This window comes from Neoroseomonas eburnea (genome assembly GCF_018129005.1).
Classification (GTDB): Bacteria; Pseudomonadota; Alphaproteobacteria; order Acetobacterales; family Acetobacteraceae; genus Neoroseomonas; species Neoroseomonas eburnea.
The window spans coordinates 122,024-144,256 of the sequence record NZ_JAAEDL010000006.1 but is presented as its reverse complement, the minus strand read 5'-3'; the positions used below and the strand labels follow the sequence as shown (position 1 = coordinate 144,256).

Here is a 22,233-nt window from a genome sequence, read left to right as displayed (position 1 = left end):
CGGCGCAACGGAAAGCAGGGTCGAAGGATGAACGCCCCCCAAGCTCCTCCATGGCTCCGAACGAGAGAACTGGATGGAGAGGCATGTGCCGAGGGTGGCGCCTGTCGGGCCGAGCGCCGCCGTGCGGCCGGCCTCGATCCGGGTGCAGGCAAATCCGGCCGGCCCCGCGATCCTCTACGCGGTCCCGCCGCGGCTGCAGACCGGATCCCCGGGCGGCCTTCCGATGATCGTGACCAGCTTCGGCGCGGAGCGGCAGCGAGCGGACGGAACGACCGCCTGTCGCGCCATGGTCATCGCCAGCCATGCGCTGAGCCAAGCCAGATTCGCGCGCGCCACCACCCGGCGCGGAGACGGCGTCCCGGTGCAGGTGCTGGCACAGGAAACCCGATGCGGCAGCGCCGGCGGTTGCCTCTTCGTGGAGGCGCTGCGGCCCACCTTCCCCGCCGATGCGCTGCGCCAGTCGGCCGAGTCCGGCACGCCTTGGCGGTCGCGCCTGACCGGCAGCGCGGCCTTCGTCGAGGTCGGCATCCCGCCCGGCCATGTGCGCGCACCGCTGGAGCCCTTCGCCGGCTGGGCGCCGCGCCAGTCACGCGATGCACTCCCGGCATCGCCACGACGATGGCTGGACCGGCCGGCTCTCTTTCCGCTACATGAGGCCAGTTGAGAATTTCTCTCATCTCCGCGTTCGGCCCATGCGCCGCAGCCATCGCGGCATTCAGTTTACCCGGCATGTCGATGCGCACAGCCCCGACCACCTTCGAGAGCATGGACGACGACAACGCCGGTGCGCTGCCGGTGGCCTGCGGCGTCGCGACGGGCCTGGTTGAACCTGCCCCCGGGGGTGTCGCTGCCGGCGCAACGTCTCCGCATCGTCCCGTTTGCCGCGCCGTGCCGTGCCTTGTCGGAGCCCCGGCCGCGCCATGCTGGTGACGCGTCCGCGCCGCCGGACGACCCGGACCATTGGGCTGATGACCGACGCCATTTCGGACCGGCAATGGTATCCGCCGGGCCAACGCGGCATCCGGCGCCTTCACCTTCGCAGCGCGGATCGATGCCGGGCGCCGTGCAGCGCAGGCGCCCCCTTGCGCCGCAAGCACGGCCTGCCATTGCGACAGGCGCCGCGCGTGGCGCCGTCCCTCGCCGCGGCGCCGCGGCGATGAACCGCGCGGTGCTGCGTCCCGCCGCTGGCGCGATGCCCGTCGTCGTCCCGGGGGCGCATTGCTTCGATGTCCCGCGCGACAATGGCGGCGTCTATCGCGTCATGATCGCGGTGCCGGAAGGTCCTCCGCCCGCTGCGGGATTTCCGGTGCTGTATCACCTCGACGGCAATGCGGTCTTCGCCAGCATGGTCGAGGCGCTGCGCATCCAGGGCGCGCGCGGCCTCGCAACCGGGGTCGGGCCAGGGATCATCGTCGGCATCGGCTATGCCGTCGATGGCCCGTTCGATCGGCTGCGGCGGACGCTGGACTACACGCCGCCCGCCGATCCCGCCACGCTCGGTGAGCGCCCCGATGGCGGGGAATGGTCGCCGACAGGCGGGGCCGAGGCCTTTCTCGAGGTCCTGGAGGCCCGAGTGAAGCCGATGGTCGCCGGCCTCGCCCCGGTCGATCCGGCGCGTCAGGCGCTGTTCGGCCACTCCCTGGGCGGGCTGTTCGCGCTGCACACGCTATTGGCCCGCCCCTGCGCCTTCGCGCGGATCGTCGCCGTCAGCCCGTCGCTCTGGTGGAATGGCGGGTCGCTGCTCCGCGAGCTCGATGTGCGGCACGCCTCGCTGCCCGCCACCCGTGCGCGCGTGATGCTGGCGGTGGGCGGCGAGGAGGAACCGCCCGAGACGCCTGGCGAGGATCCCCACGCCGCCCGGCGCCGTGCCCATCGCCTCATCACCAATGCCCGTGCCTTCGCCGACCGGCTCCCGGCGGAGGTGTTCCGGATCCTCCCCGGGGAGAACCACGGCTCGGCGGTCCATGCGGCTCTCGGCCCGGCGCTCCGCTTCGCGTTGCCGGCGGTCCCCTGACATGGAGACCGGCATGATCGCGCAGCCCGCCGAGGTGGCCCCCTGGGTGCGGCGCTTCCGCAGCGTCCGTCGGCTGCCTGCCTATGTCCGGGACGGGCGCGGCATCGAGCGCGGCCAGCACCTCGCCATCGGATTCTGGAAACGAGGCATGAACGAAACAGAACACCATGACCGGCACGACGATGATCGCGATGCCGCTTGCCAAGATGCCGCGAAGGGGACGCCGGAGTGCTGAAGCGCCGCGCCCTGCCCCTGCTGCTCGCGCCGCTCGCGGCACCCGCCCTTGTGCACGCCCAGGGCGTGGTGGTGGTCACCGACCTGGTCGGCCGCGAAGTCCGGCTGGCGCGCCCCGCGCGGCGCATCGTGCTGACGCAGGGCCGCCACCTGCCGGTGCTCGCCCTGCTGCATCCCGACCCGCTGGGTCTGATCGCAGGCTGGTCCTCGGACCTGCGCCAGGCCAATGCGCCGGAATATGCGCGGCTCCGCTCGCAGACGCCGACGGTGGACCAGATCCCGGTGATCGGCCGCGGCCCGGTGGATACCATCTCGTTCGAGAACATCCTCGCCCTGCAGCCGGACCTGGTGCTGCTCAGCCGCTTCACCACGGGGGGGCCCGATGGCGGGCTGGCGCGGCGACTGGACGCCGCCGGCATCCCCTGCGCCGTGATCGACTTCTTCGCCGATCCGCTGGTGGATTCCGAACGGAGCATCGCCGTGCTCGGCGCGCTGATCGGGCGCGCGGAGCAGGCGGCGGCCTTCAACGCCTATTACCGCCGCAGGATGGATGAGGTCGCCACGCGCATGGACGGCGCGGAACCGAAGCGCTCCATCCTCGTGCATGCGCATGCCGGCGGCACCGCCTGCTGCTTCTCGGCCGGCACGGGCATCTTCAACGGCATGATCCGCGCGGCGGGCGGGCACAACATCGCGACCGACATCCTGTCCGCCCAGATGGGCCAGTTGAGCCTGGAGTTCATCCTGTCCGCCGATCCCTATGCCTATGTCGCAACGGGCGGGCCCTTCGGCGGCGCGCGCGGCGGCGTCACCATGGGCACCGGCGCGACGGCGCAGGAAGCCAGGGACAGCCTGGCCCGGGTGGTGCAGTCCCAGGGGTTGGGCGGCCTTTCGGCGGTGCGCGAGGGCCGCGCCCATGCGCTGTGGCACGGCTTCAACGACACGCCCGCGCACTACCTCGCCATCGAGGCACTGGCCCGCTGGCTGCACCCCGACCGGATGCGCGGCATCGACCCCGAAGCCTCGCTCGCCGAACTCAACAGCCGCTTCCTGTCCATCAAGATGCAGGGCACCTACTGGATCGACCTGCGGTGAGCGCCATCGTCTCCGGTGGCTCCGCGACGGCGATCGCCGCCTATCGGGCCAGCCTGCACCGACGGAGACTGCTGCTGGCGCTGCTCGCCGCCATCGCTGTCGTCGCCTTCCTGGCGGATATCGCCGTCGGCCCTTCCCCGCTGCCGGCATCCGAGGCGCTGCGGGCGCTGTTCGACCCCTCCTCGGCCAGTCCGCTCGCACGGACCGTGGTGTGGCAGGCGCGGCTGCCGCCATCGGTGATGGCGGTGCTGGTCGGCATGGCGCTCGCCGCCGCGGGGGCGGAGATGCAGACCATCCTGAACAACCCGCTCGCGAGCCCCTTCACCCTCGGCATCTCCTCGGCGGCGGCCTGCGGGGCGGCGCTGGCCATCGTGCTTGGCCTCGCCATTCCCGGGCTGCCGGCGCGGTGGGCCGTGTCGGGCAACGCCTTCCTGTTCGCCTTCGCCTCGGTGGCGCTGCTGCAACTCGTCATCCGCTGGCGCGGTGCGGGGGTGGAGACGCTGGTGCTGCTGGGCATCGCGCTGGTCTTCACCTTCAACGCCATCGTGGCGCTGATCCAGTTCGTCGCCAGCCAGGACGCGCTGCAGCAACTGGTGTTCTGGACGCTGGGCAGCCTGGGCCGCACCCAGTGGGACGGCATCGTGCTGGTCGCGGTCGTTCTGGTGCTGGTGATCCCGTTCTCCTGGCGCGCGGCCTGGCGCCTCACCGTGCTGCGGCTGGGCGAGGAACGCGCGCGCGGCCTCGGCGTCGATGTCGGGGCGCTGCGCTTCGCCGCGCTGCTGCGCATCAGCCTGCTGGCGGCCGCGGCGGTCGCCATGGTGGGCACCATCGGCTTCATCGGCCTGGTCGCGCCGCATGTCGCCCGGCTGCTGCTGGGGGAGGATCACCGCTTCCTGCTGCCTGGCAGCCTGCTCTGCGGCGCGGCGATCATGTCGCTCGCCGCTACGGCAAGCGAGATGCTGGTGCGCGGCGCGGTGCTGCCGCTCGGCATCGTCACCGCGCTCGTGGGGCTGCCGGTCTTCATGATGCTGATCCTCGGCGGGCGGAGGCGCCGATGAGCGAGCTTCTGCTGTCAGGCGTCACGGCCGGCTATGCCGGGCGCCCCGTGCTGCGTGGCCTGTCCTGCGGCCCCATCCCCCATGGCCGCGTCACCGCATTGGTCGGTCCGAATGCGGCGGGCAAGTCCACGCTGCTGCGCGCCATCGCCGGGCTCGTGCGGGCGAAGGGCTCCATCCGCTTCGGCGACCGCGAGCTGATCGGCATGTCGGCACGCGAGCGTGCGCACCACCTGGCCTTCATGCCCCAGGCCCTGCCGCAGGACACCGCGCTTTCGGTGATCGAGGCGCTGCTCGGCGCCTGGCGCGCGCTGCCGGACGGCGCGAGCTGGGGCAGCGAGGCCGCGCTGCTCGACCGCGTGGGGAAGGTGCTGGACCGGCTCGGCCTCGGCGATCTCGGCATGGCGCAGCTGCAGTCGCTTTCGGGCGGGCAACGCCAGATGGTGGCACTTGCCCAGGCGATCATCCGCGATCCGCCGCTGCTGCTGCTCGACGAGCCGACAAGCGCGCTCGACCTGCGGCGGCAACTCGAAGTGATGGGTCTTCTCGGCGAGCTGGCGCGCGAGGGGCGGACCGTCATCGTCGTGCTGCACGACCTTGCCCTGGCTGCCCGGTGGGCCGACTGCCTGCTGGTGATGGATCACGGCGAAGCACACGGCTTCGGCCCATCGGAGACGGTCCTGACGCCCGGGATGCTCGACGACGTGTACGGCGTGGAGGCGCGCATCGAACCCTGTTCGCAGGGTCGCCGCACCTTGCTGATCGATGGCGTCAGCCGGCGAGCGCCGCCGCCCTAGGGCGGTTTCCCTTCGCCCCGGCTCACGGCAGCCACTCCAGCCTCTCGTTTTCGCGAGCATCCTTACCCGATCAGGTGATTCCACCTGATCGGGATCTGCTCTAGAGCGGTTTCCGTTCGCCTTGGCTCACGGCAACCGCTCCAGCCTCTTGTTTTCGCGAGCATCTTTGCCCGATCAGGTGATTCCACCTGATCGGGATCTGCTCTAGCGCCCTGCCCGCTTCGTTCGCCGGATCTCCAGCGAGCGAAGCGGCCAAGCAGGCCTCTGAAAACAAGGGCTGATGGCCGGCGAGCGAAGTCCGCAGAGCTCCGGCCTCGGGACACCAGGTTGCGTCGCCGTTCGGCGGCGTGTCGTCACCTGCCCTGCGGATCGCGCCCGGACGATGGGCCGGCGCCGATGCAGCGGTGCAGGGAGCGGAGGCAACGCCCCCGAATGCTGCCCATCCCCGCAGCAAGGCAACACGATCGCGCGATCCGGATGCCGGTCGCCGCCATCCGCGGGAGACGTGGCAAGGACAAAACGGCCACTTTCAGCAGATGCTGACGGCAGCCGTTGACATCACATCTTGCACCACATGCGCATGAGGTTGTGATAGCAGGACGTGAGCCCAAGCACGCTGGCATGGTCGTCCGGCACGACCGTGCGCATCTGGATGATGGACATGTCCATCTCGAACAGCAGGCGGCGCTGACGATCGTCCTCGATCATCGACTGGGTCCAGAAGAAGGACGCCCAGCGGCTGCCTCGGGTGACGGCGTTGACGCGGTGCAGGCTGGTCGCCGGATAGACGATCATGTCGCCGGCCGGCAGCTTCACCGCCTGGGCGCCGTAGGTGTCCTCGATCACCAGCTCGCCGCCGTCGTACTCCTCGGGTGCGCTGAGGAAGAGCGTCGAGGACACGTCCGTCCGCATGCGCCTGCCGGAGACGTTGCGGATGGCGTTGTCGACATGGGTGTTGAAGGTCATGCCGACGTCATAGCGGTTGAACATCGGCGGATAGACGTGAAGCGGCAGCGCCGCCGAGGCGAAGATCGGGCTGCGCGCGAGCGCCCGCAGGACGATGTCGCCGAGTTCGCGCGCCGTCGGCGAATTCTCGGGTACCTGCAGATTGTGCTTCACCTTGGCCGACTGGTCGCCGGCGGTGACGCGCCCGTCCACCCACTCTGCCGCCTCCAGCCTTTGCCTGCACAGCGCGACCTCTTCGGCCGTCAGGACATTGGGGATGTGAACCAGCATGGCAATTCTCCTTCGCCCGCGCCGTCATGCCTCAGAGCCCGTTTGGAAACGCGCCTCGCGGCGCGTTTCCGACTCCGTCACCAGCCCGCACCCCCACCCGGCCACCCACGGCAGTATCCTGGAATGGGTGGCCGGATGTGGGTGCGGGCCGGTGACGGACTTTCCAAGCGGCCTCTCAGCCCCGATGCCGGCGGCAAAGCAATGAGCCGCCCGGACATCGCAGCCCGGACGGCCCCTTCGGTCCCTGGATCCGGCCGCGCGGTGTTGCCCGGCCGGATCCGACGTTCAGAAGCTCACCCCGACCGTCGCGGTCACGGCGCGGCCCGGCCCCATCACGGCGCGGTTGCCGAAGACCTGCACGTAGTTCCGATTGTCGGTCAGATTGTACCCGTTGATCCGCACCGTCAGCTGGTCGTTGATCCTGTGCGAGACGAAGGCGTCGAGCGAGAAGGCATAGGGCACTTCCGCGGTGTTCGCCGCATTCGTGTAGACGTCGGTCTGCCAGGTGAAGCCGCCACCGACGGTGACGTTCCACGGCGTACCCTGGGCGATCTCATAGCTTGTCCAGAGCGAGGCGGCGTGCTCGGGCACATAGACGACGCGCTTGCCGACATTGGCGGCGGTGAGCGAACTGGTGGTCTCGCTGTTCATGTAGCTGTAGCGCGCATTGACCCTCCAGGCGGGCGTGATGCGGCCAGAGACGCCGAGGTCGAGGCCACGGATGCGCTGCTGGTCACCCGAGGAGAAGACGGTGCCGCTCGACGGATCCGTCTCCGTCGCATTGTCCTTCTCGATCTGATAGACCGATGCGCTCAGGCCGAGGCGGTCATCGAGAATGCTCGCCCGCCCGCCGATCTCGTAGATCGTGCTCCGCTCGGGTTCCAGCCGAGAGTTGTTGGCGCTCGCTTGGCCCGGCTGCGTCGCCCAGTTCGACCCCGGCGCGAAGGTGGACTGCGCGTAGGAGGCGTAAAGGGTGTACTGCGGCGTCGGCTCCCAGATGAGCGACACGCGCGGATCGAGGAAGCTGTTGTCGGCGTTGAGCGTGCTGACCGGGTTGGTGCCGCCGTAGGATGTGTAGTCGGACTGCTGGCGGGTCCAGCGCAGGCCGGCCAGGACCGAGATTTCCGGGGTGAACCAGATCCGGTCGCTGGCGAAGATCGCCGCCTGGGTCGTCTCGTTCTGCCGCTGGGCCGTGGCGCCGGTGCTCACGCTGTAGAGGAAGTTCACGTCGTTGTCGGGCGCGAAGAGATTGCCGCGGAAGGCGGTGCGGCTGGAGCTGTAGGTGTAGGTCGTCCGCTGGAAATCCTCGTACCAGAGGTCGACGCCGAGAGTCGCCTCATGCCGCAGCGACCATGTGTTGAAGCGCGCCACCGCCGTGGAGATGTTCTGGATGCCCCAGGTCTGCGTGGTGTAGGGCGAGCCGCCGCCGCTCAGGCTGTACTGCGGCGTGCCACTGCCACTGAACAGGCGGGATACGCAGGTCGCATCGCAGGACACCACGGAGAAGCTGTAGAACTTGTCCGCGAAGCCGAGCCGGGTGTCGTTGTACAGCGTAAGCCAGTCGGAGGCGCGATGCTGCAGGCGCGCGGTCAGGCGGTTGACGGTGGCCTGGTCGCGATCGGTGTCGTTGCTGCCGTACCAGGTACCCCGGGGAACCCCGAATTCCGTCACCGGGCGGCCGACCGTGGTGCCCGGCCGCGTCACGATCGGCACGCCGGCATCGGCGGGCTCGTCATAGCGGTAGTACAGGTATTCCAGTGTCACCGTGGTGTCGGTGCCGAGGCCGAAGGCCAGCGAGGGCGCGATGCCCCAGCGCTCGCCGCGGGGCAGGTCGCGGTCCACGGTGCGCCCGGTCTGCCCCATGATGTTGAGGCGGAAGGCGCCAGTGTCGCTGAACTGGTAGTTCGCGTCCGCGGTGGCGCGCAGGAAGAAGTCCATGCCGCCGGTCACGTCGGCGCTGAAGGAGTTGCCCAGGTGCGGGGTGCGGCTGGTGATGTTGACGACACCGCCCGCCGCGCCGGATCCGAAGTTCACGCCCGACGGGCCGAGCAGCGCCTGCACTTCCTCGAAGGTGAAGGCGTCGCGGCGGAAGCTGCCGAAGTCGCGCAAGCCGTCCACATAGAGGTCGTTCTGCGAGTTGAACCCGCGGATGCGCAGCTGGTCGCCGTTGACGCCGCCATTGCCCTCACCGATCGAGGAGGTGATGCCGGGGACGTTGCGCAGCGCTTCCTGCAGCGTGGTGACGCCCTGCTGCTGCATGATCTCCCGAGGGACGACCTGGATCGTCTGCGGCTGGTCCTGGATGCGGCCCGGGAGACGGCCGAGGCCGGTGGTGCCCTGCAGCGTGTTGTCGGGCTGTGCGCCCTGGACGCTGATCTGCGGCAGGTTCACCCCGTCAGACGGCGCGGGCTCCGTGGTCTGGGCGTCGGCCGGCGCGCCGCCGACGAACACCATGCCGGCCGCGAGGCCGCTGCCGAACATGGTCGAACGGACCGCCGTCCGTAGGGAAGAGGTCATGGTCACCTGCTAGTTCTCCCGGATCCGAGGCGCCTCCAGGTGGAGCGCGATGGCCCCTACCGTGCTGCGAATGCGAGTCGTTATCAAGTAGGTTTGCCGAAATTTTGCCTCGCTCCGGCTATGCGCCGGCGGCTCCTGTGACTTCGCGGCAACAATAGGCCGGCCGGATGCGCGGTCCCGCGGGGCGGACGCAGGGAAGCATCCGGTCTTCTCAACCAAGGGCGCCGCGCCTCTCCCTCTGACGCGCAGGCTTCTCCGCCGGCCTTCCTTCACGCCTCGCGAGAAGAGCCCGCTTGCCCGGACCGGGTCGCCTCCCACAGCACCCGGGGCGAAACGTCCCGCAAGGTCCGGCAACCGGTCAGCGCCATCGCGACCTCGAACTCCCCGCGGAGCATCTGCACCGCATGGGCGACTCCCGCAGGGCCCGCCACCGCCAGCGCATGGATGTAGGGGCGCCCGATCATCACTGCGCTCGCACCACAAGCGAGCGCCTTCAGCACATCGGTCCCCCGCCTGATGCCGCCGTCCACCAGCACGGGCACACGCCCCGCGACGGCCGAGGCAATCACCGGCAGCGCCTCCATGGTCGCCGGCAGCGTATCGAGCACGCGCCCGCCGTGATTGGAGACGACGATCCCGTCGGCGCCCTCCCCGATCGCGCGATCCGCATCCTCGGGTGCCATGATCCCCTTGATCAGCAGCGGCAGGCGCGTCGCGGCGCGCAGCCTTGCGAAATCCTCCCAGCGTGCGGCGCTGTCGATGAAGCCGTTGAAGATCAGGCTTTCGCCGAGACCCGCGCGCGGCACCGGCCCGGGCCGCGCATCGCGCAGATTCACCGGCGCGCGAAGGATTGCCGGGGTCACGCCGGCCCGCCTCTCGCGGTCGCGCACGCCGCTCACCGGGGCGTCGGCGGTCAGGACGATGGCCTTCGCCCCCGCCCGCGTCGCGCGCTCGACCAGCGCGTGGGTGAAGTCCCGGTCGTGCTGGATATAGAGCTGGAACCAGAAGTTCCCGCCCGTTGCCGCCGCGGCGATCTCCTCGATCGCCGTGTCCGCCTCCGTGCTGATGACGAATCCCGCGCGCGCGCCCACCGCGCCCACCGCCGTTGCGATCTCGGCCGCGGGGCAGGCAAGCCCGTGATGCGCCACGGGTGCGAGCATGATCGGGTGCTCGTAGGTCTCCCCGAACAGAACGAGCCGCGTGTTGCCGCCGCCAAGATCCCCGAGCACGCGTCCCTTGAGCAGGATCGCGTCGAACGCTTCACGGTTGCGCCGAAGCGTTGTCTCGTCCGCCGCGCCGCCGGCGACATAGGCCCAGGCCCCTTCGGACAGCCGGCCGCGCGCATGGCGCTCATAGTCGGCGAGGCAGACGATATCCGGAGGAATGCTGAAGGCGTCAGACATCGTTCATCCCGTCAATTGGGCCGCCGGCCCGACGTACCGGCGGATCGATGCGCCCTTCTGCTTGCCCCGCGCAGCGACTGCAAGTAGCAATCATTCGCAATCCATTCAGCGAGATCGCCGTGTCCGCCCACCTGCTTCGCCTGCTCCGACGCCATGAGGCCGAGCTGATCGCGATCCGTCATGACCTGCACCGCCATCCCGAGCTCGGCTTCCAGGAGGGCCGCACCGCCGGGGTGGTCGCGCAGGCGCTGCGCGGCTGGGGAATCGAGGTCGCCGAGGGCATCGCGCGCACCGGGGTCGTCGGCACGCTGCGTGGCCGGCGCGGCGGGTCGCGCGCCATCGCGCTGCGCGCGGACATGGACGCCCTGCCGATCCAGGAGGCCACGGGCGTGCCCTACGCTTCCGCCAATCCGGGGGTGATGCATGCCTGCGGGCATGACGGGCACACGACGATGCTGCTCGGCGCGGCACGGCACCTCGCGGAACATCCCGATTTCGAAGGCACGGTCCATTTCATCTTCCAGCCGGCCGAGGAAGGGCTCGGCGGCGGCCGCGTGATGGTCGAGGAAGGTCTGTTCGACCGTTTCCCCGCCGATGCCGTCTTCGGCATGCACAACGAACCCGGCCTGCCGCTCGGCCGGTTCGGCCTGCGCGCCGGGCCGATGCTCGCCAATGTGGACACCTGGTCGGTTTCCTTCCGCGGCAGCGGCGGCCATGGCGCGGTGCCGCACCGCGCCACCGACCCGACCCAGGCGATGGCGCAGTTCGTCGGCACGCTGCAGAGCGTGATCGGCCGCAACGTCCCGCCCGGCCAGACCGCCGTGCTCAGTGTCGGCCATGTCGCCGGCGGCGATGCCCGCGCGCCCAATGTCATTCCGGCCGAAGTGGTGTTGTCCGGCACCGGCCGGTCCTTCCTGCCCGCGGTGCGGGAGGTGATGGAACGCCGCCTGCGCGACCTCGCCTCCGCCGCCGCCGCCGCCCATGGCTGCACCGCCGGGATCGTCTATCGTCACGACTACCCGGCGCTGGTGAACACGGCCGAGGAGGTGGCGCTCGCCGCCCGCGCCGCCGCCGCGCTGGTCGGCGCCGAGGCCGTCGATTCCGACTATCCACCCATCACCGCCGGCGAGGATTTCGCCTACATGCTGCAGCAGCGCCCGGGCGCCTTCATGCTGGCGGGCAACGGCGTGGCGCCGGACGGCACCTTCCACCATGTCCATACGCCGCGCTTCGATTTCAACGACGGGCTGCTGGCGCTCGGCGCGGCGTACTGGGTCAGCCTGGTCGATCACGCGCTCGGCGAGGCGGATGCCGCCCGGCCTGGAGACCCGGCATGAGGCTGCCCCGCCGCACCTTGCTCGCGTGGCCGGCGCTCGCCGGCACCGCGCAGGCGCAAGCCCCCTGGCCAGGCCGGCCGATCCGGCTGCTGGTCGGCTTCGCGCCGGGCGGGGCGAACGACATCGTGGCACGGCTGCTGGCGCCTGCACTCGCGGCCCGGCTCGGCCAGCCGGTGGTGGTGGAGAACCGCGGCGGCGCCGGCGGCAACATTGCCGCCGAGGTGCTGGCGAACGCGGCGCCGGACGGCCATACCCTGATGCTCGCCACGCCGGGGCCGCTGACCGTCAATCCCTCGATCCATCGCCGCCTGCCCTTCGATCCGGAGCGCAGCTTCGCCCCCGTCGCGCAGCTCGGCGTGATCCTCGACGTGCTGGCGGTGCCGGCGGCGCGGCCCTGGCAGAGCACATCGGAGTTTCTCGCGGCGGCGCGGGCCAGGCCCGGCGAACTCAATGTCTCGCACTCCGGCGTCGGCTCCGGCAGCCATGTGGGTATCGTGCTGCTGCGCTCGCTGACCGGCATCGAGGTTCTGGAGGTGCCCTACAGCGGCGGCGGCCCGATGATGGCCGACTTCCTGTCCGGGAAGCTCGACGCCACGGTCGGCACCGCGCCGGTGCTGGTGCCGCTGGCGCGGGCGGGGCGCATCCGCATTCTTGGCGTCGCGCAGAATGAGCGGTCCCCCGTGCTGCCCGATGTTCCGCCGATGGCCGATGCCGTGCCGGGCTACGATCTGCGATCCTGGGTCGGCCTGATCGCCCCGGCGGGCACGCCGGCTGCGGTGATCGACAGGCTGCATGAAGCGGCCGCCGCGGCGCTCGCCGAGCCCGGGATCGTCGCGCGCTTCCATCAGCAGGCGACCGAGCCGGCGGTGAAGGACCCGGCGTCCTTCGCCCGCATGCTGGCGGAGGAGCGGGCGCGCTGGGCGCCGCTGATGCGTGCCGCCAACGTGACGGTCGAATGATGACGGAGCCGGCTGGCGCAGCCGCCGCGGCGGGCACCGCCCCGCGCGATCCGGTGCTCCTCGCGCTGATGGCGGCGGTCTTCTCGGGCAGCCTGGCGATGATGGCCTTCGTGGCGCTGGTCGGGCCGGTCGCCCGCTCCGCCGGGCTGCCGCCCTGGCAGGCCGGTCTCGCCGTGACCGCTTCCGGCGTCATGTGGATGCTGGCCGCGCGGCCCTGGGGATCGGCGAGCGACCGGCTCGGGCGCCGCGCCGTCCTGCTCGCGGGCGCGGCCGGCTTCACCCTGGCCTACTGGGCACTCTGCCTTTTCATCGATGCTCTGCTGCGCTGGCAGATCCCGGCGATGCCGGCCTTTCTCGGCCTGGTGCTGCTGCGTGGCCTGGTGGGCGGCGCCTATGCCGCGATCCCGGCCGCCGGCATGGCGCTGATCGCCGATCGGGTGGAGCCGGCGCGCCGCGCCCAGGCCATGGCGCAGCTCGGCACCGGCAGCGGCGCCGGGCTGGTGGCCGGGCCGGCACTGGCCGCGCTGCTGGTGCCCCACGGCTTGAGCGTGCCGCTGATCGCGACCGCCGCGCTGCCGCTGCTGGCCTGCCTCGCCTTGTGGTGGCAGGTGCCGCGCACGCCACCGCGGCCGAGCCCGGTGCGGCGCCGGCTGACACTCTCCGATCCCCGTCTGCGCCGCCCGCTCTCGATCGGCTTCGCGGCCATGTTCAGCGTCGCCATCGCCCAGGTCAGCATCGGCTTCTTCGCGATGGATCGTCTCGGCCTGTCGCCCGAGGCCGCGGCGCAGGCCGCGGGCACCGCGCTGATGCTGGTCGGCGTCGCGCTCGTGCTCTCGCAGGCCGTGGCGGCGCGGCTGCAGATCGCGCCCGAAGGGATGATCCGGTCCGGCACGCTGGTGGCGGCGCTGGGCTTCGGCAGCGTCGTCCTGGCGGATCGGAGCTGGATGCTGGCCGCCAGCTATTTCGTCGCGGCGCTCGGCATGGGCTGGGTGTTCCCTGCCTTCTCCGCGATGGCGGCCAATGCCGTCGCTCCGGATGAGCAGGGTGCGGCGGCGGGCGCGGCGGGTGCGGCGCAGGGGCTCGGCATGGTGGTCGGGCCGGTGGCGGGAACGCTGCTCTATGCCTTGGCGCCGGCCCTGCCCTATGCGCTGGCCAGCGCGCTGCTGCTGACGGTCGCGCTGCCGCTGTGGCTCGGGGCGGGGCGCGCGCCGGGCCGGGCAGCACCGTGATGCACCCGACCGGCGCCACGCGCTTGTCGCGCCCCGGGCTTGGCGCTAGTGATAAGCATTCTCAAGAAGCGAAGGCGCCACCTCCGGACCCGGTCGGCTGACCGCGGCGGCGCCGATGGAACGGATTCCCTCAGTGCTCCCCCTCCGACAGGTCTGGCCCGACGAATTCGCCGCCCGCTACCGCGCGGCGGGCTACTGGCGCGGCGAGACCTTCCCCGGCTTCCTGCGCGCACGCGCCGCCGAGCGCCCGGATGCGCCGGCCATCATCGCCGGCGACCGGCGCTGGACCTATGCCGGGCTTTGGGCGCGGGCCGAGGCGGCGGCGGCCGGCTTCCTCGCGATCGGTCTGCGGCCGGGCGACCGGGTGGTGGTCCAGCTCGGCAACATCCCGGAATTCTTCGCCGTCGTCTTCGGCCTGTTCCGCGCCCGGATGGTGCCGGTCTATGCCCTGCCGGGACACCGCCTGACCGAGATCACGCATTTCCTCCGCAAATCCGAAGCCGCCGCCTATGTCTGCGCCGATCGCGGCGCGGACGGCTTCGACTACCGCGTGCTGGCGCGGCAGGCGCGCGAGAGCGAGGCCCGCCTGCGCCACGTGATCGTGGTGGGCGAGGCCGAGGAATTCACGCCCTTTGCGGGCCTCGATGGCGACCGTGGCGCGCTGCCGGGCGACCCCGATCCTTCCGCCGTCGCCTTCCTGCAGATATCGGGCGGCACCACCGGGCTGTCCAAGCTGATCCCGCGCACCCATGACGACTACATCTACAGTTTCAGGGCGAGCAACGAGATCTGCGGCGTATCGCCGGACAGCGCCTTCCTCGTCGCGCTGCCCGCCGCGCACAACTTCCCGATGAGTTCGCCCGGGCATATGGGCGCGCTGTATGCCGGAGCACGGGTGGTGCTGAGCCCCTCCCCCAGCCCTGATGTCGCCTTTCCGATCATCGCGCGCGAGGGCGTCACCATCACCGGCCTGGTGCCGCCGCTGGCGCTGCTCTGGGCGCAGTCGGCGCCCGCGTCGAAGCACGACCTGTCGAGCCTCAAGGTGCTGCTGGTCGGCGGCGCCAAGCTGACGCCGGAAGCGGCGCGAAGGGTGCAGGATTCGTTGCCCGCCTGCCGGCTGCAGCAGGTCTTCGGCATGGCCGAGGGACTGGTGAACTACACGCGGCTCGACGATCCGGACCCGATCGTGCTGGAGACGCAGGGCCGCCCGATCAGCCCCGATGACGAGGTGCTGATCCTCGACGATCTCGGCAACCCGGTGCCCGAGGGCGAACCCGGCAACCTGCTGACGCGCGGCCCCTACACCATCCGCGCCTACCACAACGACGAGACCGCCAATGCGCGGTCGTTCACCCCGGACGGCTACTACCGCACCGGCGACATCGTCTGCCGCACCCCACAGGGCTACCTGGTCGTGCAGGGCCGCGCGGGCGACCACATCAACCGCGCCGGCGAGAAGATCTCGGCCGAGGAGATCGAGGACCACCTCCTCGCTCATCCCAACGTCTTCGACGCGGCGGTGGTCTCGGTGCCGGACGAGTATCTCGGCGAGCGGAGCTGCGCCTTCATCATCCCGCGCGGCGAGAAGCCGCGCGCCGTGGCGCTCAAGGCCTGGATGCGCACCCGCAACATCGCCGAGTTCAAGGTGCCGGACCAGGTGGTGCTGGTGGAGAGCTTCGAGACCACCGCCGCCGGCAAGATCAGCCGCAAGGAGCTGCGTGCCCGCCTGCGCGCGCGGCTGCTGGCGGAAGAAGCGGAACGCTAGGACGGGAAGACCAGTGGCATGGCCGCGGAAGGGATGCCGCCGATGACGCGGGAGCAGATGCGCGCCGACCTCGCGCGGCTTCTGCGCATGGCGCCGGAGGAACTCGAGGACGACGACGACCTGATCGACCTCGGTCTCGATTCCATGCGCGCCATGGCGCTGCTGACCCGCTGGTCGGAGCAGGGGGTGGAACTCGACCTCGCCGCCGTGGCGGAAAAGGTGACGCTGGGCGCCTGGTGGGCGCTCGCCGAACGCGCCCTGGCGGTGCGTGGCGATGGTTGACGGCGGCGGTTTCGCCGCGCCGGGCGTGAGGCTGACCGAAGCGCAGGAGGGGTTGTGGTACGCGCAACGCCTCGATCCCGGAAACCCGGTGTTCAACACCGGGCACTATCTCGCGCTGCGCGGCGTGCTCGACACCGACGCCTTCCGCGACGCGGTGAACGGCATGGTGGCGGAAGCGGATTCGCTGGCCTTCCGCATCGGGGACGGGCCGGCGGGCGTGACCCAGCGCCCCGACACCGCGCTGCGGCCCTGGCTGGAGGTCGTCGATCTCTCGGCTGAGGCAGACCCCCTCGCCGCGGCGCAGGCAGCGATGGCACGCGACATGGCGCGGCCGGTCGATCCCGCGCGCGGGCCCCTCGCGGCGGAGCGGCTCTACCGCCTCTCGGCCACGCATCACCTCTGGTACCATCGCGCGCACCACCTGGTGCTCGACGGCTTCGGCACCGAGTTGCTGATGCGCCGCGCAGCCGCGCTCTATGCCGCGCGAGTCGCGGGTGGCGATGCCGGCCCGCCGCTGGCGCCCTTCGACGCGGCGACGGCGGAGGATGCCGCCTATCGCGCGGCGCCACGCCGCGCCAGGGATGCCGCCTTCTGGCGGCAGGCCCTGGCGGATGCGCCGGATGTCACCGGCATCGGGCAGGGCGTCGCCCTGACCGCGCGATCGACCCATCGCGCCCAGGCGGCGATCCCCGCCGAGGATGCCGCGGCGCTGCGCCGCTTCGCCGCGGCGCATGATCTCGCCTGGCCGGATGTGATGACGGCGCTGCTCGGCGCCTATGTCCGTCGCCTGACCGGCGAGGCGGAGACCCTCGTCGGCGTCACCTTCATGAATCGCTTCGGCAGCGCGGCGGCGCGCACGCCGGCGACGCTGATGAACGTGCTGCCGCTGCGCATCCGCTTCGACGAGGCGCGGCCACTGCAGGAAGGGGTCGAGGATGTCGCGACGCAGCTTGCCGCGCTGCGTCGCCACGGGCGCTATCGCGGCGAGCAGATCCGCCGCGACCTCGGCCGCGTCGGTGCGGGGCGGCGGCTGCACGGGCCCATCGTCAACATCCAACCCTATCACGAGGTGCCGACCTTCCCGGGGCTGACGGCGGAACTGCACCTGCTCGGCACCGGGCCGGTGGACGACATCACCTTCGACCTGCGCGGCGACCCCACCGCCCATGTGTTGCGCCTGGACGTCGAGGCGAACCCGAATCTCCACACCGCCGAGGCGACGGCCGCCCATGCGACGCGCGCTGCGCGGTTCATCGCGGCCGCGCTGGAGGCAGGCGGCCTCGCTGCCGTCGCGACCGCAACGCCGCAGGAAGCGCAGCACTTCGTGCATGCCGTGAACGACACCAGGCATCCGGTGCACGACACCACGCTGGCACGGCTGATCGAGACAGCCATGGCAGCGCGCCCCGAGGCCGAGGCGCTGGTCTTCGAAGGCCGCTCGATGAGCTATGGCGAGCTCGACCGGCGCAGCGCCGCGCTGGCATCGGAACTCGCCGCGCGCGGCATCGGGCCGGACGACCTGGTCGCCGTCGCGCTCGACCGGTCCTTCGAGCTCATCGTCGCTCTCGTCGGCGTGCTCCGCGCAGGCGCGGCTTACCTGCCGCTCGATGCCACACATCCGGCGGACCGCATCGCCCGCATCATGGCGGCCGCGGCGCCGCGCCTCACCCTGGCAACGGCGGCGCTGCCCGGCGGCGGCGCCATCCTGCCGCCCGCCGACTGGCCGCTGGACGGGCAGGCGCCCAACGGCCCCGCACCCGGCGATGCGGCCTATGCCATCTACACCTCGGGCTCCACCGGCGAGCCGAAGGGCGCGGTCATCGAGCACCGCGCGATCGTCAACCGGCTGGAATGGATGCGTGCGCATTACGGCATCGCCGCCGGGGACCGCATCCTGCAAAAGACGCCGGCGACCTTCGATGTCTCGGTCTGGGAGTTCTTCCTGCCGCTGATCGCGGGTGCGACCCTGGTCGTCGCTTCGCCCGGCGCGCATCGCGACCCGGCCGCCATCGCACGCCTGATCCGCGAGCAGCGCGTCACCACGGCGCATTTCGTGCCGTCGATGCTCGCCGCCTTCCTCGCCCATCCCGATTCCGCCGGGCTCGCCATGGCGCGTGTCTTCTGTTCGGGGGAGGCGCTGACCACAGACCTGCGCGACCGCTTCCACGACACGATGGCGGCCGAGTTGCACAACCTCTACGGCCCGACCGAGGCGGCAGTGGATGTCAGCTACTGGGATGCCTCGCGCGGCGACCACAGCCGGCCGATGCCGATCGGCTTTCCGGTGTGGAACACGCGGCTCTATGTGCTCGATGCCGAGCTGCGGCCGCTGCCGCCCGGCGTCACCGGGGAATTGTTCATCGCCGGGGTGCAGCTTGCGCGCGGCTATCTCGGCCAGCCCGACCTGACGGAGCGCGCCTTCATCCCCGACCCCTTCCACCCCGGCGAGCGCATGTACCGCACCGGCGACCTGGCACGGTTCCGCCCGGATGGTGCGATCCTCTATCTCGGTCGCGCCGACGGCCAGGTGAAGCTGCGCGGCTTCCGCGTCGAACTCGGCGAGATCGAGGCCGCCATCGCGTCATCCTCCCTGGCGCAGCAGAGCCGCGTCATCGCACGGGAGGACCGGCCGGGCGACAAGCGGCTCGTCGCCTATGTCGTGCCCGGGCCGGGCTACGACGCTGCCGCGCTGCGCGCCCATGTCGCGGCGCGCGTGCCGGACCACATGGTGCCCTCGGCCTTCGTGACGCTCGCGGCGCTGCCGGTGAACAGCAGCGGCAAGCTGGACCGCAGCGCGCTGCCCGCACCGGACCTTCCGCAGAGCGAAGGCCGCGCACCGGCGACGGAGACGGAACGCCGCGTCGCCGCGCTGTTCGCCGAGACGCTCGACGTCCCGGCCGTCGGTGCGGAGGACGACTTCTTCGCCCTGGGCGGCCATTCGCTGCTCGCGGTCGACCTGATGCTGCGCGTGCAGGAGGAATTCGGCCGCGATCCTGGCCTCGGCGCGCTGTTCGAACATCCGACGGTCGAGCGCCTGGCGGCGTTGCTCGATTCCACCGCGCTGCCGCCCACGGATGATGGCCTGCGGCCGCTGATCGTGCTGGGACGCGGGGCTCCGGACCGGCCGCCGCTCTTCGTCGTGCATCCGGCGGGCGGCATTGCGTGGTGCTATGGCGGTCTCGCCCGCGCGCTGGCACCGGAGGTTCCGGTGCTTGGCCTGCAGGCGCCGTCGCTCGACGCCGCGGTGCCGCCGATGGAAAGCCTGGAGGCCCTGGCGGCCGACTACGCCGACCGCGTGCTGGCGGCTGCCTCGGCAGGTCCGATCCATCTCGCCGGCTGGTCGGTGGGCGGGATCATCGCCCAGGCCATGGCGGTGCGGCTGCGCGACCTCGGCAGGGAGGTGGGCGTGCTTGCGCTGCTCGATGCCTATCCGGCCGAGGTCTGGCGCGCCGCGCCGGAACCCGACGATGCGGCGATCTATGGTGCGCTGCTTGCCATCGCGGGGCATGACCCGGCGCAGCACCCGGAGTTGCCGATGGAGCGCGGCGCGGTGATCGACTTCCTGCGCCGCGGCGGCATGCCGCTCGGTCGGCTGCCGGAAGCGGCGCTCGATGGCGTGGTGCGCGTGGTGGAGGGGAACAACCGCCTGGTGCGCGGCCACCACCACCGTCGCTTCGACGGTACGCTGACGCATTTCCGCGCAGCGCGCGACCATGCGGGGCGCGACCTCTCGCCTGCGATGTGGACGTCGCATGCGGCGCGGGTCGAGGTGATCGACGTCCCTGCCCTGCATGGCGAGATGATGGGCGATGCGGCGACGGCGGTGATCGCGCCGGCGCTGTTGCTGCGCCTGTAGCAGCGGCGCCGACCTCGGCAAGGGCGACGCAAGCCCGCAAGCGTTGGTCACGCTGCGGTTGCTTGACCTCCCCGGCCCCTCTGCTACCCGGCTGATCCTCACTGTCGATTTCTGATGGCCGCAGTGGACCGCTGATGGCCTGGCATGGCGAGCGGGAGATGCAAGATGGCGCTGCAATGGCGGGATACGCCCGAAAGCTACGGCCTGGTGACGCGGCTGCTGCACTGGACGATGGCGTTGATCCTGCTGTGGCAGTTCACCGGCATGATCCTGCGGCTGGTTCTCGGACGCACGCCGTTGATGGCCTTCTGGGTCGGCACGCACCAGTCGATCGGCTCGGTGCTTCTGATGCTGATCGTGCTGCGCCTCCTCTGGGCATGGGCGAATCGCAAGCGCCGTCCCGGGCACGACCGGAGCGGGATCGGCAGGGCGGCGCTCGTCGGCCAGCTGGCATTGTATGCGCTGCTGCTCGTTGTTCCGGCCCTGGCCTTGCTGCGCGCCCTCGGCTCGGGCAGAGGCTTCGCCTTCTTCGGCCACCAGGTGGTCGAACGGACCGGCCAGCGCATCGAATGGATGGCGGGGCCGGCGGACCTGCTGCATTCGAAGCTCGCCTGGCTGCTGATGGCGCTGATCCTCGGCCATGCGGCGATGGCGCTGGTCCACCATGTGGTCTGGCGTGACGGCGTGCTGATGCGGATGGGCGGGCGCGGCGCCCGGCGGCCGGCTGACGGTCGGCCGCCCGTCCACGCCTCGAAGAGCCCAGGCTGCCGGGCCGGTCCGCCGACCACTTCAGCGCGACGTGGCGGCTGATGCAGTGCTGAAGCCGGCCGGACTCCTGGCTGACGCGGGACCAACATCCTGGTCTTGCGCACGGCCATCCCACGAACCGCGCGCGCAATGCCGATGGGCCTTGCCGACGACCTCATCGGCAAGGCCCAACGGCATGAGTTCCGCTTCCGACGCCTGCGACCGTCGTTTCCCGGCCTTGCGCCCTTGTCTCCAGCGGCCTGCCGAACCGCTTCGTCCGCCGGCACTTCAGCGAACGAAGCGGACAGCACGCCGGTGCAGATCCCGATCGGGCGGAATGACCTGATCGGGTGACGATGCGCCTGACAGGGACCTGCACGCGCGCCGGCGGAGCGGCCGCCGGCGATCGGCCGCTCAGAGGCGGATGATGCTGACCGTGTCGCCGTTGGGATCCTCGGGCGGCGCCTGGTCGCGCGGGGCGCCGCGCGGCAGGCCACGCGCCTTGTTGGTGACATAGGCGAGCCCGCTGCGCCGATCGACCGCGACCGTGTTCGGATGCGTGCCGGTGGCGAGGCTGCCCAGCACCGTCAGTGCACGGGTGTCGACGACGCTGACCGTGCCGGCCTGGCGGTTGGCGATGTAGGCGATGGCGCCATCGGCGGACAGGGTGACGCCGAGCGCCCCCGCCCCGGTCTCCAGCACCTTCGCCACCTCGCCCGACGCGGCGTTCAGCACCGTCAGCGTCCCGCTCCTCTGGTTGGCGCAGAAAAGCCGGCCGCTGGCGGGGTCGAAGGCGACGTTGATCGCCCCCTCGCCACCGGAGGGAAAGCGGCGGATGCCGGCGTTGCGGGCCAGGCTGACCTCCACGATCTCGTTCGATGTCAGCGCCGTGACGAAGAGCCGGTCTCCGGCCGGATCGTGCGCCAGGCCGGCAATGCCGCCTTCGAGCCCTTCGGTGATGATCGTGGCGATCCGGTCGGCGGCGGTGTCCACGACCCAGATGGCGCTGGGCCGGTCGCGCGCCCCGAAGGAGGTTGCGAAGGCGCGGTCGCGCGCCTCATCCGCCACCACCTGTCGGAGATGGGAGCCCTCGCCCTGGGTCAGCCTCGCCCGCAGGGTGCCGGTGCGCACGTCGAGGATCTTGAAGGCGCCCTGTCGCGTGCCGGTGGCGAGCAACAGGCCGCGGCGGTCGTTCACCGTGAGGCCGAATGCCGAATCCTCGCCGAGTTCGATGGTCGAGCGCGTCTCCAGGGTGCGCAGGTCGAGCCCGATGATCTTCGCGGCGTTCTGGCCGCGTGCGCCGACCGCAGCCACATGCACGAGATTGCTGGTGGTGCTGACGGCGAGTTCGTAGAGCCCCGACGGAACCCTGACGGTCTTCTCGATGACCGGCGCGGCGCTGACCGCGGCGGGACGCATGGCGCTGACCGCCGCACCGGCGCCGAGCAGCGCCAGGAGATGGCGACGCGAGACGGCCGGGCGGGCGAGGGCCGCGCTGACGGTGGGATGGGGCATTTGCAGCCTACCTTGGATGCGAGGGCGGATAATTAATAATGCTTCGCATTATCATTGATAGGCCACGTCCGGCAAGGAGCCGTGCTCTTCCCCATGTGGGAAGCCACCTTGCCGGTGGTGGGCAGCTCTGCCAAGAGTAATGCGACTTAGTCGCATTTGCGCGGCCGCCGACGCGCCGCCACGGAGCAACCG

General features: G+C 71.2%; 17 protein-coding genes. 13 read left to right on the top strand and 4 right to left on the bottom strand.

Going from position 1 to position 22,233, the window contains the following annotated elements; translation table 11 throughout:
• The first annotated feature begins 73 nt into the window (after window positions 1–73).
• The 6 genes from GXW74_RS08200 (at window position 74) to GXW74_RS08175 (ending at window position 5,195) form a co-directional block, all read left to right on the top strand.
• Window positions 74–664, top strand: coding sequence for a hypothetical protein (locus GXW74_RS08200; protein ID WP_211845993.1), 591 nt, complete (start codon window positions 74–76; stop codon window positions 662–664).
• A 504-nt stretch (window positions 665–1,168) separates the two neighbouring features.
• Window positions 1,169–2,014 (top strand): alpha/beta hydrolase, encoded by an 846-nt coding sequence (locus GXW74_RS08195; protein ID WP_211845992.1) that lies wholly within the window; start codon window positions 1,169–1,171, stop codon window positions 2,012–2,014.
• A gap of 13 nt (window positions 2,015–2,027) precedes the next feature.
• Complete coding sequence (locus tag GXW74_RS08190; RefSeq protein ID WP_211845991.1) at window positions 2,028–2,249, top strand: hypothetical protein; 222 nt, start codon at window positions 2,028–2,030, stop codon at window positions 2,247–2,249.
• The gene (locus GXW74_RS08185) at window positions 2,243–3,343 is read left to right on the top strand and encodes an ABC transporter substrate-binding protein (protein WP_211845990.1); all 1,101 of its coding nucleotides are present in this window, start codon (window positions 2,243–2,245) and stop codon (window positions 3,341–3,343) included. Before GXW74_RS08190 ends, GXW74_RS08185 begins: the two co-directional genes overlap by 7 nt.
• Complete coding sequence (locus tag GXW74_RS08180) at window positions 3,340–4,401, top strand: FecCD family ABC transporter permease (protein WP_211845989.1); 1,062 nt, start codon at window positions 3,340–3,342, stop codon at window positions 4,399–4,401. Before GXW74_RS08185 ends, GXW74_RS08180 begins: the two co-directional genes overlap by 4 nt.
• Window positions 4,398–5,195, top strand: a complete 798-nt coding sequence (locus tag GXW74_RS08175; RefSeq protein ID WP_211845988.1) for an ABC transporter ATP-binding protein — start codon at window positions 4,398–4,400, stop codon at window positions 5,193–5,195. The genes GXW74_RS08180 and GXW74_RS08175 overlap by 4 nt, the downstream gene beginning before the upstream one ends.
• 558 nt (window positions 5,196–5,753) lie before the next feature.
• Here GXW74_RS08175 and GXW74_RS08170 read toward each other — a convergent pair.
• From GXW74_RS08170 to GXW74_RS08160, 3 genes are all read right to left on the bottom strand, one after another.
• Window positions 5,754–6,431 (bottom strand): Fe2+-dependent dioxygenase, encoded by a 678-nt coding sequence (locus tag GXW74_RS08170; RefSeq protein WP_211845987.1) that lies wholly within the window; start codon window positions 6,429–6,431, stop codon window positions 5,754–5,756.
• Between the two features lie 285 nt (window positions 6,432–6,716).
• Window positions 6,717–8,948, bottom strand: a complete 2,232-nt coding sequence (locus GXW74_RS08165; RefSeq protein WP_211845986.1) for a TonB-dependent receptor — start codon at window positions 8,946–8,948, stop codon at window positions 6,717–6,719.
• Window positions 8,949–9,217: 269 nt separating this feature from the next.
• On the bottom strand, window positions 9,218–10,351 hold the full coding sequence (locus GXW74_RS08160; RefSeq protein ID WP_211845985.1) for an alpha-hydroxy acid oxidase: 1,134 nt from the start codon (window positions 10,349–10,351) through the stop codon (window positions 9,218–9,220).
• Between the two features lie 119 nt (window positions 10,352–10,470).
• Between GXW74_RS08160 and GXW74_RS08155 the strand changes: the two genes are divergently transcribed.
• The 7 genes from GXW74_RS08155 to GXW74_RS08125 all read left to right on the top strand — a co-directional run bounded on the left by GXW74_RS08155 (window position 10,471) and on the right by GXW74_RS08125 (window position 20,589).
• Window positions 10,471–11,688, top strand: coding sequence for a M20 aminoacylase family protein (locus GXW74_RS08155; RefSeq protein WP_338148181.1), 1,218 nt, complete (start codon window positions 10,471–10,473; stop codon window positions 11,686–11,688).
• Entirely contained in the window at window positions 11,685–12,647 is a 963-nt protein-coding gene (locus tag GXW74_RS08150) for a Bug family tripartite tricarboxylate transporter substrate binding protein (RefSeq protein ID WP_211845983.1), read from the top strand. Before GXW74_RS08155 ends, GXW74_RS08150 begins: the two co-directional genes overlap by 4 nt.
• Window positions 12,647–13,876, top strand: a complete 1,230-nt coding sequence (locus GXW74_RS08145) for an MFS transporter (RefSeq protein ID WP_211845982.1) — start codon at window positions 12,647–12,649, stop codon at window positions 13,874–13,876. Before GXW74_RS08150 ends, GXW74_RS08145 begins: the two co-directional genes overlap by 1 nt.
• Window positions 13,877–14,009: 133 nt before the next feature.
• Window positions 14,010–15,641 (top strand): (2,3-dihydroxybenzoyl)adenylate synthase, encoded by a 1,632-nt coding sequence (locus tag GXW74_RS08140; protein ID WP_211845981.1) that lies wholly within the window; start codon window positions 14,010–14,012, stop codon window positions 15,639–15,641.
• Between the two features lie 18 nt (window positions 15,642–15,659).
• On the top strand, window positions 15,660–15,923 hold the full coding sequence (locus GXW74_RS08135; RefSeq protein WP_246523061.1) for a phosphopantetheine-binding protein: 264 nt from the start codon (window positions 15,660–15,662) through the stop codon (window positions 15,921–15,923).
• Complete coding sequence (locus GXW74_RS08130) at window positions 15,916–19,779, top strand: non-ribosomal peptide synthetase (RefSeq protein WP_211845980.1); 3,864 nt, start codon at window positions 15,916–15,918, stop codon at window positions 19,777–19,779. Before GXW74_RS08135 ends, GXW74_RS08130 begins: the two co-directional genes overlap by 8 nt.
• 165 nt (window positions 19,780–19,944) lie before the next feature.
• Entirely contained in the window at window positions 19,945–20,589 is a 645-nt protein-coding gene (locus GXW74_RS08125; RefSeq protein WP_211845979.1) for a cytochrome b, read from the top strand.
• Between the two features lie 351 nt (window positions 20,590–20,940).
• Here GXW74_RS08125 and GXW74_RS08120 read toward each other — a convergent pair whose 3' ends face one another.
• Entirely contained in the window at window positions 20,941–22,041 is a 1,101-nt protein-coding gene (locus GXW74_RS08120) for a YncE family protein (RefSeq protein ID WP_211845978.1), read from the bottom strand.
• Window positions 22,042–22,233: the final 192 nt, after the last annotated feature.

What these genes read in the sequence shown, in the direction of transcription:
- GXW74_RS08145 (WP_211845982.1), top strand. Translation starts at nt 12,647, where the DNA reads ATGACGGAGCCGGCTGGCGCAGCCGCCGCGGCGGGCACCGCCCCGCGC.
- GXW74_RS08130 (WP_211845980.1), top strand. Translation starts at nt 15,916, where the DNA reads ATGGTTGACGGCGGCGGTTTCGCCGCGCCGGGCGTGAGGCTGACCGAA.
- GXW74_RS08200 (WP_211845993.1), top strand. Translation starts at nt 74, where the DNA reads ATGGAGAGGCATGTGCCGAGGGTGGCGCCTGTCGGGCCGAGCGCCGCC.
- GXW74_RS08125 (WP_211845979.1), top strand. Translation starts at nt 19,945, where the DNA reads ATGGCGCTGCAATGGCGGGATACGCCCGAAAGCTACGGCCTGGTGACG.
- GXW74_RS08175 (WP_211845988.1), top strand. Translation starts at nt 4,398, where the DNA reads ATGAGCGAGCTTCTGCTGTCAGGCGTCACGGCCGGCTATGCCGGGCGC.
- GXW74_RS08165 (WP_211845986.1), bottom strand. Translation starts at nt 8,948, where the DNA reads ATGACCTCTTCCCTACGGACGGCGGTCCGTTCGACCATGTTCGGCAGC.
- GXW74_RS08150 (WP_211845983.1), top strand. Translation starts at nt 11,685, where the DNA reads ATGAGGCTGCCCCGCCGCACCTTGCTCGCGTGGCCGGCGCTCGCCGGC.
- GXW74_RS08190 (WP_211845991.1), top strand. Translation starts at nt 2,028, where the DNA reads ATGATCGCGCAGCCCGCCGAGGTGGCCCCCTGGGTGCGGCGCTTCCGC.
- GXW74_RS08170 (WP_211845987.1), bottom strand. Translation starts at nt 6,431, where the DNA reads ATGCTGGTTCACATCCCCAATGTCCTGACGGCCGAAGAGGTCGCGCTG.
- GXW74_RS08160 (WP_211845985.1), bottom strand. Translation starts at nt 10,351, where the DNA reads ATGTCTGACGCCTTCAGCATTCCTCCGGATATCGTCTGCCTCGCCGAC.
- GXW74_RS08120 (WP_211845978.1), bottom strand. Translation starts at nt 22,041, where the DNA reads ATGCCCCATCCCACCGTCAGCGCGGCCCTCGCCCGCCCGGCCGTCTCG.
- GXW74_RS08135 (WP_246523061.1), top strand. Translation starts at nt 15,660, where the DNA reads ATGGCCGCGGAAGGGATGCCGCCGATGACGCGGGAGCAGATGCGCGCC.